At 69.9% G+C, this 12,752-nt stretch carries 9 protein-coding genes; 7 read left to right on the top strand and 2 right to left on the bottom strand.

Going from position 1 to position 12,752, the window contains the following annotated elements; translation table 11 throughout:
* Nucleotides 1-181: 181 nt before the first annotated feature.
* From AB0O24_RS02790 to AB0O24_RS02780, 3 genes are all read left to right on the top strand, one after another.
* A complete protein-coding gene (locus tag AB0O24_RS02790) occupies nt 182-676 on the top strand; it encodes an FHA domain-containing protein (protein ID WP_058596047.1) in 495 nt (164 codons plus the stop codon).
* Nucleotides 676-1,362 carry a MerR family transcriptional regulator gene (locus AB0O24_RS02785; protein WP_275798195.1) on the top strand — a complete coding sequence of 229 codons (687 nt, stop codon included), beginning with the start codon at nt 676-678 and terminating at the stop codon, nt 1,360-1,362. The genes AB0O24_RS02790 and AB0O24_RS02785 overlap by 1 nt, the downstream gene beginning before the upstream one ends.
* 96 nt (nt 1,363-1,458) lie before the next feature.
* Nucleotides 1,459-2,004: a MerR family transcriptional regulator gene (locus AB0O24_RS02780; protein WP_013583216.1), complete on the top strand. Its 546-nt coding sequence runs from the start codon at nt 1,459-1,461 to the stop codon at nt 2,002-2,004.
* 285 nt (nt 2,005-2,289) lie between these two features.
* On the opposite strand, the gene AB0O24_RS02775 is transcribed toward AB0O24_RS02780, so the two are convergent.
* Entirely contained in the window at nt 2,290-3,102 is an 813-nt protein-coding gene (locus AB0O24_RS02775; protein WP_275798199.1) for a ParA family protein, read from the bottom strand.
* 68 nt (nt 3,103-3,170) lie between these two features.
* On the opposite strand from AB0O24_RS02775, the gene AB0O24_RS02770 reads away from it, so the two are divergent.
* Genes AB0O24_RS02770 through AB0O24_RS02760 form a run of 3 tightly spaced genes read left to right on the top strand, consistent with a single transcriptional unit; the run spans nt 3,171 to nt 9,689 of the window.
* Complete coding sequence (locus AB0O24_RS02770; RefSeq protein ID WP_363372395.1) at nt 3,171-6,578, top strand: pyruvate carboxylase; 3,408 nt, start codon at nt 3,171-3,173, stop codon at nt 6,576-6,578.
* Between the two features lie 46 nt (nt 6,579-6,624).
* Nucleotides 6,625-9,201 carry a MinD/ParA family protein gene (locus AB0O24_RS02765; protein WP_363372394.1) on the top strand — a complete coding sequence of 859 codons (2,577 nt, stop codon included), beginning with the start codon at nt 6,625-6,627 and terminating at the stop codon, nt 9,199-9,201.
* A complete protein-coding gene (locus tag AB0O24_RS02760; protein WP_275798201.1) occupies nt 9,198-9,689 on the top strand; it encodes a peptide deformylase in 492 nt (163 codons plus the stop codon). The genes AB0O24_RS02765 and AB0O24_RS02760 overlap by 4 nt, the downstream gene beginning before the upstream one ends.
* A 143-nt stretch (nt 9,690-9,832) precedes the next feature.
* Here AB0O24_RS02760 and AB0O24_RS02755 read toward each other — a convergent pair whose 3' ends face one another.
* A complete protein-coding gene (locus AB0O24_RS02755; RefSeq protein ID WP_363372391.1) occupies nt 9,833-11,659 on the bottom strand; it encodes an AMP-dependent synthetase/ligase in 1,827 nt (608 codons plus the stop codon).
* 155 nt (nt 11,660-11,814) lie between these two features.
* Between AB0O24_RS02755 and AB0O24_RS02750 the strand changes: the two genes are divergently transcribed.
* Nucleotides 11,815-12,750, top strand: coding sequence for an ROK family glucokinase (locus tag AB0O24_RS02750; protein ID WP_363372389.1), 936 nt, complete (start codon nt 11,815-11,817; stop codon nt 12,748-12,750).
* The last annotated feature ends 2 nt before the right edge of the window (nt 12,751-12,752 follow it).

The raw sequence follows: 12,752 nt of genomic DNA, 5'->3' as shown, positions 1-12,752 counted from the left end.
CTCGACACGGCGGACGTGTGATCGGTAGGTTCGAGTGTCCCGTCGGGCGATCGGCACAACCCGAACAGCGATGCTCGGTGTCGAGACAACAGCACAGACGAAGCCCCCACCACGACCGCGCGAGGTCGATTCGACCGTTCACGTCGGATCGATCGGTGATGGTGAAGAAGAAGGAGAAGCCGTGGACGAGACACGCAGATTCGAGCGCGACGACATCCGTCGCGCGGCCGACGCCCCCGCGTCGGAGCGGTCGCACGACACGACGCAGACGTTCGGCCACGACGCCGATCTGTCCTTCGTCCCCTTCGGTGCCGACCTCAACGAGGCCGAACTGGAGGCGATCGACGCCCTGCCGTCGCGCGTCGCTCTCCTCATCGTCCGCTCGGGCCCGACGACCGGTGCACGCTACCTGCTCGACACCGACGTCACGACGGTCGGGCGTCACCCCGAGGCCGACATCTTCTTCGACGACGTCACGGTCTCGCGCCGTCACGCCGAGATCACGCGTTCGGGCACCTCGTTCGAGATCGTCGACCAGCGGTCGCTGAACGGCAGCTACGTCAACGGTGAGCGCGTCGACCGCTCGGTGCTCGCCAACGGCGCCGAGGTGCGCATCGGCAAGTTCCGTCTCAACTTCTTCGTCTCGCCCGTCGATCTGCCGCCGGCAGACAACTGATGGCGGCAGCCCCCGCCCGCGGTCGTCCGGCGGCCTCGGGGCTGCTGAGCATCGGCCAGGTGCTGGCGCGCCTCACGCCGGACTTCCCGGCGCTCACCTCGAGCAAGCTGCGCTTCCTCGAGGTGCAGGGCATCGTGTCGCCCACGCGGACCGAGTCGGGCTATCGCAAGTTCTCCGCGGCCGACCTCGAGCGGCTCCGCATGGCGCTGACGCTCCAGCGCGATCACTACCTTCCCCTCGCGGTGATCCGCGACTATCTCGCCGACCTCGACGCCGGGCGAAACCCCGCGCCGCCGACCTCGATGCCGTCGATGACCGCGACGCCCCGCCGCTATCGCCGCGACGAGCTGCTCGCGACGGCAGGAGCCGGCCCGCAGCTTCTCAACGACGCGATCAGCACCGGCGTGATCACGGCCGCCGAGTCGTATCCCGAGCAGACGGTCTCGCTCCTGCGTACCCTCGTCGCGCTCGATCGGCACGGCATCGAGCCGCGCCACGTGCGTTCTCTGCGCCAGAGCGCCGAGCGTGAGGCCGCCCTCGTCGAGTCCGCGCTGTCCGCGCTCCTGCGACGCCCCGACGCGGCATCCCGGGCCCGTGCGAGCGAACTCGCGCCCGAACTCGCCGCGCGTCTCGACGAGGTGCGGAGCCTCTTCGTGCGCGACGCGATCGACCGGATGCTGTCCTGAGCGCGACACGCCGAAGCGCTCCGACCGGATGTCATTGCCGCGGGCGCATGGCTGATCTAGCGTGGGGATATCGAGCCGATGAGGAGGGACGCGAGCATGACCGCTGGCGACACAGTCGGTGAACCCCGGTTCGCCACCGAGCTCCTCTTCACCGACGGTCTGCCCGAGATGGACGACGACACCGGATACCGCGGAGCGGTCGCTGCTCGCGCCGCCGGCATCACGTACCGTCAGCTCGACTACTGGGCTCGCACCGAGCTCGTCGTCCCCACCGTCCGCGGAGCGAGCGGTTCCGGCTCGCAGCGTCTCTACGGTTTCCGCGACATCCTCGTGCTCAAGCTCGTCAAGCGTCTCCTCGACACCGGCATCTCGCTCCAGCAGATCCGTACGGCCGTCGACCAGCTCCGCGCGGCGGGCATCCGCGATCTCGCCGGAACGACGCTCATGAGCGACGGCGCCTCGGTGTACCTGTGCACCTCGAACGACGAGGTCATCGACCTCGTCAGCCGCGGTCAGGGCGTCTTCGGTATCGCCGTCGGCAAGGTCCTGCGCGAGGTCGAGTCGACTCTCGTCGACTTCGAGGCCGCGTCCGCCGACACGGTCGACGAACTCGCCGCGCGTCGCGCCGCGCGCACGGCCTGACACCGACGATTTCTCGAACCCCGGGTGCCGTGGCATCCGGGGTTCTCCTTTGTGAAGCGTCCCGGGGTGGGGGAGCGGAGGTGGCTGAGCTTGTCGAAGCCACCGGTACCGCGACGGGCCTCGGGCCCTTCGACAGGCTCAGGGACCTGGGTCTGCCGCGCGCTTGAAACGGATGGCGGCCCTTCGACAGGCTCAGGGACCCGGGCCCGCGCCAGGGTCTCGGGCGCGAACGGGAGATGCCGCCCGACTGCGTGGCAGCGGGGCGGCGTCTGGGAGAAGCGTGAGTCAGGCCTGCGAGGCGTCGCCCTCGACCGGGATGCGACCGGTGCGGACGATCCGGTCCAGCAGTGCGTCGAAGTCGGCGGCGAGCTCCTGCGCCGAGTCTCCGGGCCACACGTGAAGCGGCTTCGCGGCACCCTGCGCCTGCTGGAGCGAGGTTCGCTCGGGCAGCTGCGGGTTGAGCACCAGCGGGCCGAACATGTCGCGCAGCTCCTTGATGCGGAACTGGTGCTCGATCGACTGCGGGCGCACGCGGTTGACGACCACGCCGAGGGGCTGCAGGCGGGGCGAGAGGCCGCGACGGATCTCTTCGATCGCGCGCAGGGCGCGGTCGGCGGCGGCGACGGAGAACAGACCCGGTTCGGTCACGACGATGACGCGGTCGCTCGCCGCCCACGCGGTGCGCGTGAGGGCATTGAGGGAGGGAGCGCAGTCGATGAGGACGAGGTCGTACTCGCTCTCGATGGTGGCGAGGGCCTCCTCGAGCTTCCACACGTCGCGGACGCTCGGATGCGGGCCGTCGAAGTTGATCGCCGAGGGGCTGCCGATGAGAACGTCGATCGTGCCCGGGTGGACCTTCGCCCACCCGCTGGTGGTGATGGCCTGGCGGACGACCTTCTCTTTCGGGTTCGCCAAGACATCGGCGATGTTGAGCCGGCCGGCGACCGAGATGTCCATGCCGGTCGACACGTCGGACTGGGGGTCGAGGTCGACGACAAGAGTGCGAACGCCACGTGCGAAGGCGGCGGAAGCCAGCCCGAGCGTCACGGTCGTCTTGCCGACCCCGCCTTTCAAAGAGCTGACGGAGAGTACGTGCACGAGGGTCTACGTTACCGTCCCCTAGGCTGTGAGCACATTCAGCTCCCCCAGCTTGACGTGAGGTGCGCATGTTCTCGAAGATCCTGGTCGCCAATCGCGGGGAGATCGCGATCCGCGCGTTCCGCGCCGCCTACGAGGTCGGTGCGCGCACGGTCGCGGTCTATCCGTACGAGGATCGCGCCTCGCTGCACCGCCTGAAGGCCGACGAGGCCTACCAGATCGGTGAGCGCGGTCACCCCGTCCGCGCGTACCTCGACGTCGACGAGATCATCCGGGTCGCTCGGGAGTGCGGAGCGGATGCCATCTACCCCGGCTACGGCTTCCTGTCCGAGAACCCGGAGCTCGCCGAGAAGGCGGCCGCGCACGGCATCACGTTCATCGGCCCACCGGCGAAGGTGCTCTCCATGGCGGGCAACAAGGTCACCGCGAAGGAGCACGCGATCGCCGCGGGCGTCCCGGTGCTCCGCTCGACGCCGGCCTCCGACGACATCGACGCGCTGCTGGCGCAGGCGGAAGAGATCGGGTTCCCGCTCTTCGCCAAGGCCGTCGCCGGCGGGGGAGGACGCGGCATGCGTCGCGTCGAGACGCTCGGCGAACTCGCCCCGGCCCTCGCCGAGGCGATGCGTGAGGCCCAGAGCGCGTTCGGCGACCCGCGCATGTTCCTCGAGCAGGCCGTGCAGCGCCCGCGTCACGTCGAGGTGCAGATCCTCGCGGATGCCACGGGCGAGACGGTCCACCTCTTCGAGCGCGACTGCTCGGTGCAGCGGCGCCACCAGAAGGTCATCGAGATCGCGCCGGCTCCGAACCTCGACGACGCGATCCGTCAGGATCTGCACCGCTACGCGGTCGCCTTCGCGCGGTCGATCGGCTACCAGAACGCGGGAACGGTCGAGTTCCTCCTCGAGACCGCGGGACCCCGAGCGGGAGAGGTGGTCTTCATCGAGATGAACCCCCGCATCCAGGTCGAGCACACGGTGACCGAGGAGGTTACCGACGTCGACCTCGTGCAGTCGCAGATGCGCATCGCCGCGGGGGCGACGCTCGCCGACCTGCACCTCGAGCAGGGCGACATCCACCTGCGTGGCGCTGCCCTCCAATGCCGCATCACGACGGAGGACCCGACGCAGGGCTTCCGCCCCGACACGGGCAAGATCACCACGTACCGCTCGCCCGGTGGTGCCGGCATCCGCCTCGACGGCGGCACGACGGCCGCGGGCTCGCAGGTCAGCCCGCACTTCGATTCGATGCTGTCGAAGCTGTCGTGCCGTGGGCGCGACTTCCCCGCGGCGGTCGCCCGAGCCCGCCGCGCGCTGGCGGAGTTCCGGATCCGCGGCGTCTCGACGAACATCCCGTTCCTGCAGGCCGTCCTCGACGATCCGGCCTTCGTCGCCGGCGACCTCAGCACCTCGTTCATCGACGAGCGTCCCGAGCTGCTGCGCGGGCGCGAGTCGAAGGACCGCGGCACCAAGATCCTGTCGTGGCTCGTCGACACGACCGTCAACCGTCCGAACGGTGAGAACCCGCTCTCCGTCGACCCGGGTGCCAAGCTCCCCGCGATCGACCTCGTGGCTCCGGCCCCCGCGGGATCGCGCCAGCGCCTGCAGGAGCTCGGTCCTGCGGGCTTCGCGAAGGCCCTGCGCGAGCAGACCGCCCTCGCGGTCACCGAGACCACCTTCCGCGACGCCCACCAGTCGCTGCTCGCGACCCGCGTCCGTACCCGCGATCTCGTGCGCGTGGCGCCGTACGTCGCCCGCATGACACCCGGTCTGCTCTCGGTCGAGGCGTGGGGAGGGGCGACCTACGACGTCGCTCTGCGCTTCCTCGGCGAAGACCCGTGGGAGCGGCTCGACGCGCTGCGCGAAGCCCTGCCGAACGTCGCGCTCCAGATGCTCCTCCGCGGCCGCAACACGGTCGGCTACACCCCGTACCCGACGGAGGTGACGGATGCCTTCGTTGCCGAGGCGGCGGCATCCGGAGTCGACATCTTTCGCATCTTCGACGCCCTCAACGACGTCTCGCAGATGCGTCCCGCGATCGACGCGGTGCTGAACACCGGCACCGCGGTCGCCGAGGTGGCCGTCTGCTACACCGGCGACCTGCTCGATCCGGCCGAGAAGCTGTACACGCTCGACTACTACCTGGCCCTGGCCGAGCAGATCGTCGACGCGGGAGCGCACATCCTCGCGATCAAAGACATGGCGGGTCTGCTCCGCCCGGCCGCGGCGGCGAAGCTCGTGTCGGCGCTGCGCGAGCGCTTCGACCTGCCGGTACACGTGCACACGCACGACACCGCGGGAGGACAGCTCGCGACCCTGCTGGCCGCCTCGGCGGCGGGGGCGGATGCCGTCGACGCGGCCGCCGCACCCATGGCGGGCACGACGAGTCAACCGTCGCTGTCCGCCCTCGTCGCGGCGCTCGCGCACACCGAGCGCGACACCGGTCTCGACCTGTCCGCGGTCAGCGACCTCGAGCCGTACTGGGAGGCCGTCCGCCACCTGTACCGTCCGTTCGAGTCGGGCCTCGCGGGTCCCACCGGTCGCGTGTACCGGCACGAGATCCCGGGCGGGCAGTTGTCGAACCTGCGGCAGCAGGCGATCGCCCTCGGCTTGGCCGACGACTTCGAACTCATCGAGGACATGTACGCGGCCGCCGACCGCATCCTCGGGAGGGTGCCCAAGGTCACTCCGTCGTCGAAGGTGGTGGGCGACCTCGCTCTGCATCTCGCGGCGGTCAAGGCCGACCCGGCGGACTTCGAGCAGAACCCGCAGAAGTACGACGTGCCCGACTCGGTCGTGTCGTTCATGGCGGGGGAGTTGGGCGACCTCCCCGGGGGCTGGCCCGAGCCGTTCCGCTCGAAGGTGCTCGCCGGGCGAGACGCGAAGATCGGGGTGACCCCGCTCACCGACGACGACGCGACGGCCCTGGCGGGGGAGTCCGCCGAGCGGCGCGCGCGCCTGAACCGGCTCCTGTTCCCGGGGCCCACCCGCACGTTCGAGGAAACCCGCGACGCCTACGGCGACCTCAGCGTGCTCGACACCGCCGACTACCTCTACGGACTGCGTGCGGGCGGCGAGCACACGGTCGAGATCGAGCGCGGCGTCCAGCTGTTCGTGGGGCTCGAGGCGGTGGGCGAAGCCGACGACAAGGGCATGCGCACCGTCATGACGACCCTGAACGGACAGCTCCGCCCCGTGTTCGTCCGGGACCGATCAATCGACGTCGAGGCCCGTCAGGCCGAGAAGGCCGACACCTCCAAGCCCGGTCAGGTCGCCGCCCCGTTCTCGGGCGTGGTGACGCTGAAGGCGGCTCCGGGCGACCGGGTCGCGGCCGGTCAGGCCGTGGCATCCATCGAGGCGATGAAGATGGAGGCGGCGATCACGTCGCCCGTCGACGGGGTCGTCGAGCGGGTTGCGATCGCTAGCACACAGCAGGTGGAAGCGGGAGACCTTTTGCTGGTAATCCGCCCCGCGCAGTAACCTGGGAGGGGGCGCTTTCGCGCCCTCTTCCCGTTTGGAGACTGCAGTGACCCCCGACCGCACCGACGCGAACCCCGACGAGAACGCCGAGCACGGCGTCCTCGACGAGAGCGGGAATCTCGACACAGCCAGCATCACCATCCTCGGCGGACACATCGCGCAGGTCAGCGTCGACCTGCCCGTGACATCCGACGAAGACGACATCGACGACGATGTGGTCGAAGACGAGGTGCCGGTCGACGAAGCCGAGATCCGCATGTTCGAGAACATCGGCTCCCCGTTCACCCTCGACAGCGGAGCCGAGGCGCCCGCTCTCACCCACGTTCCCGAGCCGCAGGTCGACCCGCGGCCGTCGGAGCACGACGACGCGCACGTGGAGCATCTCGCGACCGGCGACATCATCCTCGAACCCCATGACGACGCGGATGCCGAGAACGACGACGACCTCGAGGTGCACGACGCCGAGATCGTCGGCGAGGCGCCGGTGGACGAGTCGAGCGAGTCCGCCGCTCGTGACGAGGTGTTCGTCCCGACGTTCGGCGACGAGCGCGGGGAGCCGCAAGTGATCCTGTCGACGGACGAGTTCGAGGCCGCGCCGGACCCCCAGCAGCTCGTGCTGTCGACCGACGTGTTCGAGCCGGAGGACGTGGGATCTCAGCCCGAGGGGGAGATCACCCCGGAGGACGCCTCCGACGACCTCGCCTCCGACGATCTCGCCTCGGACGACCTCTCCGTCGATGACCTCGCCGTCGAGGATGCCACCGTCGAAGAGCTCGCCGAGGATCTCGCTGATGATCTCGCCGCCGAGGACTCTTCCGACGAGGAGTTCGTCGCGCGGGAGCCCGCCGAGCAGAAGCCGGCCGAGTCGGAGGCACCAGGGGCGGAGAACTCCGACAGCACGGAGACCGATCGCGCGGAGACCGAGCCGGCAGGGGTGGAGTTCGCGGAGGCGGAGTCCATCGAGGCCGCCCACGCCGACCGCTTCAACGCCGGGGACGAGGACGACCTCGAACCCGAGCACCTCGAACCGGAGCACCTCGAACACGAGCACCTCGAACACGAGCACTCGGACCTCGATCCGGCTGAGCCGGAGCGGGGTGAACGTGAGCACGACGACGCGGAGGTCGTCGACGTCGAGCCAGCGGCGGATGAGCTCGAGAACCCCGAGCTCGAGAACCCCGAGCTCGAGAACCCCGATTTCGAGAACCCCGAGCTCGAGACCGCCGAGTCCGAGACTGACGAACCCGCCACGGATGAGCCCGAACGGAACGAGGTCGACATGAGCGAGTCCGACGCGAGCCCAACCGAGGCGAACGCGGTTCCGGAGGCCGACGCGGCGCGAGCGGTCGCGGCCGACTCCCCGGAGCGCGATGATCTCGACGCCGAGCAGGCTTCCGGTGCCGTCCCGAGCGCGGAGACCGCGCCCGCCGCGGCTCCGGCCACCGGTGCGACCCCCACGACCAGCGCGGTCCCGATCACGACCGGCTCCGTCCCCCGCACCCGTGCGGAGCGCGCGGCGACGGGAACTATCGGCACCGTGCCCCTCACCCGGCGTGAGATCCACCAGGCAGACGAGGCGGCCCGCGTCGACCGCGCGCACGCGACCGAGCGCGTCCGGACCCCGGGTTCCGACCTGACGCTCGCGTCGAAGCGGCTGAGCTCGATCGACGATGCGCGCGAGAGCCCCGATCTGCTCACCGCCGACCGTCTCCTCGACCCGCGTCAGGTCGCCCGGCCCGAGCCCGAGGGGTTGTGGCAGCAACTCGTGTATTCGATGTCCGGTCACCGCATCAACCTCGGTGACGGCCGCCGCGCCCGCGAGCGCAAAGAGCTCGACCGTCGCATCGCCGCACCGCTTGCGGGAGGCGCCCGCTTCGTTCCGGTCCTCTCCCGCAAGGGCGGCGTGGGCAAGACCACGGTCACCTCGCTCCTGGGAATGGCGCTCGCCGACGCGAGAGACGACCGTGTCATCGCCGTCGACGCCAACCCCGACCGCGGGACGCTCGCGGACCGCGTGGGCCGACCGAACGGCCGCACGGTGCGAGATCTCGTGCGCGCGCACGACGAGGTCGACGGCTACCACGACGTGTCGTCGATCGTGGCTCGGGATGCCACGCGCCTCGACGTCCTGGCATCCGATTCCGATCCTCGGGTGTCCGAGGCTTTCAGCGACGACGACTACCGTCAGGTCGCCGACGTCGCCGCGCACTACTACTCGATCGTGCTGACCGACACCGGCACGGGCATCGTCCACTCGGTGATGGAGGCGACGCTCGAGCGCGCGGACTCCCTCGTCGTCGTGGCCGGACTGTCGGTCGACGAGGCGCGGCTGGCCTCCGAGACCCTGACCTGGCTCGAGACCAACGGCTACGCGGATCGCGTGCGCTCGGCCGTCGTGGTCCTGAACTCCGCTCGACCCGGCACGCCGCTCGTGCGCGAGAGCGAGCTCGAAGCGCACTTCCGCACGCGCGTGCAGACGGTCATCCGGATGCCGTACGACCCCCGGATCGCGGCCGGCAGTGCGATCTCGTTCCGCGATCTTCAGCCCGAGACCCGTCTGGCCGCCCGCGAACTGGCCGCGGCCGTCGTGGAGGGCCTGCGCGCCCCGGTGGCGGCAGCATGACCGTTCGGCCCATCCGCCTGTTCGGCGATCCGGTCCTGCGCGCGCCGAGCGCGACGATCGAGACGATCGACGACGGCATCCATGCGCTCGTCCGCGACCTCCTCGACACCGTCGAGCCCCCTGGGCGCGCCGGGGTCGCCGCCCCACAGATCGGTGTGGGGCTGCGCGCGTTCAGCTACAACATCGACGGCGACATCGGTTACGTGCTGAACCCCGTGCTGGTCGAGACCCGCGGCGAGCCGCAGCTCGTGGGGGAGGGATGCCTCTCCGTCCCGGGGCTCTGGCACGAGGCGACGCGCTACCCGTGGGCGAAGGTCGTCGGAATCGATCTCGACGGCAGCGAGGTCGTGCTCGAGGGCGAGGGCTTGCTGGCGCAAGCGCTCCAGCACGAGACCGACCACCTCGACGGCATGCTGTACCTCTCGCGTCTTCCCGCCGAGACACGGCGTGAAGCCATGCGCCAGATCCGCGAGAGCGACTGGTTCTGACCGGTCGACCCTGTCATGAGAGCAGGGGATGCCACGGGGACAGGCCGTTTCGTCGCGGATTCCCCTGTTCCCGCGGCATCCCCTGTTCTCGGCGCAGCGAAACGGCCCGGCCCCACGTGGGGACCGGGCCGTTCGTCGTCGCCTCAGGGCAGCGAGACGTTCGTGGTGTTGATCGGCACCGCGTAGATGTCCTCGATCGCGTCGGCGTAATCCTTCACGATGACATTGCGCTTGATGCTCATCTTGGGGGTGAGATGCCCGCTGGCTTCGGTCCACTCGGAGGGCAGGATCGTGAACTTGCGGATCGACTCCGCGCGCGAGACGCGCGTGTTCGCGCGGTCGATCGCGCCCTGCACCTCGGCGCGCACCTTCTCGTTGGTCGCCGCGTCCGCGAGTGACATGTCGGCCGGCAGCCCGTTGTTCGCGAGCCACGTCGGCAGCATCTCGGGGTCGAGCGTCACCAGGGCCGAGATGAACGGCTTGTGGTCGCCGACCACGACGACCTGACCGACGATCGGGTTGGCGCGGATGGGGTCCTCGAGGGCCGCGGGGGCGACGTTCTTGCCGCCGGCGGTGACGATGATCTCCTTCTTGCGTCCGGTGATGGCGAGGAAGCCGTCGCTGTCGAACGCACCGATGTCGCCCGTCTTGAACCATTCGCCGTCGAAGGCCTCGGCCGTGGCTTCGGGGTTCTGCCAGTACTCGCGGAACACGTTCACCCCGCGCACCTGGATCTCGCCGTCGTCGGCGAGACGGATGCCGACACCCGGCAGGACGGGACCGACGGTGCCGATCTTCGATTTGGTGGCGAGGTTGACCGTCGCTGGGGCCGTCGTCTCGGTGAGGCCGTACCCCTCGAGGATCACGACGCCGAGGCTGCGGAAGAAGTGACCGAGACGGGGCCCCAGAGGAGCCGACCCCGACACCGCGTACACGACGCGTCCGCCCATGGCATCCCGAAGCTTCGAGTAGACGAGCTTGTCGAACAGGGCGAACTTGATCTTGAGCAGCAGCGGGATGGACTTCCCGTCCTGCAGACGTTGCGAATGCTCGATCGCGGCGTCGGCGGCGGCGCGGAAGATCTTGCCCTTGCCGCCTGCTTCGGCCTTCTGCTCGGCCGAGTTGTACACCTTCTCGAAGACGCGCGGGACGGCGAGGAGGAACGTGGGCTTGAACGTGCCGAGCGCGGGAAGGAGCTGCTTCGTGTCGGGCTGATGCCCGGTCTTGACACCCGCGTGCACGTTCAGCAGCGAGATGAAGCGCGCGAACACGTGCGCGGTCGTGATGAACAGCAGGGTCGAGGCCCCGGGCGTCTCGACGACCTCGTGCAGGGCCTTGGCCGAGTTGCGCGCGAGCTCCACGAAGTTGCTGTGCACGAGGACGCAGCCCTTGGGGCGACCGGTCGATCCGGAGGTGTAGATCAAAGTCGCCACGTCGGACGCCTTGGCGAGGTGGCGGCGGCGCTCGATCTCTTCGTCGGTGATGTGGGTGCCGTTGGCGACCAGGGCGTCGAGCGCACCCGTGTGCATCTCCCAGACCTCGCGCACGAGCGGGAGGTCGCTGCGCACCTCGTCGAGCCGTGCGGCGTGCTCGGCCGACTCCACCACGGCGGCGATCGCTCCGGAGTCGGAGACGATCCACGAGATCTGCGACGGCGAGCTCGTCTCGTACACCGGCACCATGATCGCTCCGGCGTAGAACAGGGCGAAGTCGACGAGCGTCCAGTCGTACGTGGTGCGCGCGATGAACGCCACTTTCTCGCCGGGCTGGATCCCCGCCGCGACGAACCCCTTCGCGAGCGCGATCACCTGGCGCTCGAACTTGGCAGCGGTGACGTCACGCCACCCCTGCGCATCGGGGACGGCGAACAGCGGTCGGTCGGGGGTCGCCCGGACGCGGTCTGCCAACAGGTCGGACGCGTTGGCGTCCGGGTCGGCTTCGACGAGGGGGGGAAGGTCGAACTGGATCACGGCAACTCCTTCGGTACCGGAAAAATGTCGATCGGTGCATCGAGTCTATCCGGACGGTTTCGCCGGTCCGCGGCAGACGCCCGGTCCGGCATGTGTTCCACGGGGTGGCTAGACTTCTCCGGGCCGCGCCGGGTGGCAGGCCGGAGGGGAGCACGGTGCAGAACGTCGGCATCGACATCGGGGGCACGAAGATCGCGGGCGGCGTCGTCGCCGAAGACGGCACGATCGTCGAGAAACTCCGCGTGGACACCCCGATCGATCCCGCGGCGCTCGTGGATGCCGTCGTCGACATGGCCGATCACCTGCGCCGCGCGCACGAGATCCATGCGATCGGCGTCGCCGCGGCGGGGTTCATCAGCTCCGATCGCAGCACCGTGATCTACGCCCCCAACATCGACTGGCGCAACGAACCGCTCCGCGCCCGTCTCGAAGACCGCCTCCACGCTCCGGTCACGATCGAGAACGACGCCAACGCGGCCGGGTGGGGCGAGTACCGCTTCGGGGCCGGTCAAGGCGTCCGCGACATGGTCATGCTGACCATGGGCACCGGCGTCGGCGGTGCGGTCGTCACCGACGGCGAACTGTTCCGCGGGGGTCACGGCATCGGAGCCGAGCTCGGCCACATGCGCTTCGTCCGCGGGGGGCACCCGTGCGGGTGCGGACAGAACGGATGCCTCGAGCAGTACGCGTCCGGCCGCGCCCTGCAGCGTGAGGCCAACACCCTCGCCGACGAGGGGGGCATCGGTGCCGCCCTCGCCGCGGTGCGCGACGAGAAGGGGGCCATTCCCGGCACCGCCATCTCGCGGTTGGTGCTCGCGGGCGACCCCGGCGCCGTCGAAGCCCTGCGCCGTGTCGCCACCGCGCTCGGCGAAGCGTGCGGCGGATTCCAGGCCGTCCTCGACCCGGAACTGTTCGTGATCGGCGGGGGTGTGGCGCAGCTCGGCGCGGATCTGCTCGCCCCCGTGAAGCTCGCGTACGAGACCTCGCTCCCGGGGTACGGTGAACGTCCGGTGGCCGAGTTCACGATCGCGCGACTGGGCAACGACGCCGGCCTCATCGGCGTCGCGGATCTGGCGGGCAAGGAGCGCTGACG

Source organism: Microbacterium sp. NPDC086615 (assembly GCF_040686055.1).
In the GTDB taxonomy this organism is placed as follows: Bacteria; Actinomycetota; Actinomycetes; order Actinomycetales; family Microbacteriaceae; genus Microbacterium.
Note: the sequence above shows the minus strand (reverse complement) of the source record. Positions and strands in the feature narration are given on the sequence as shown.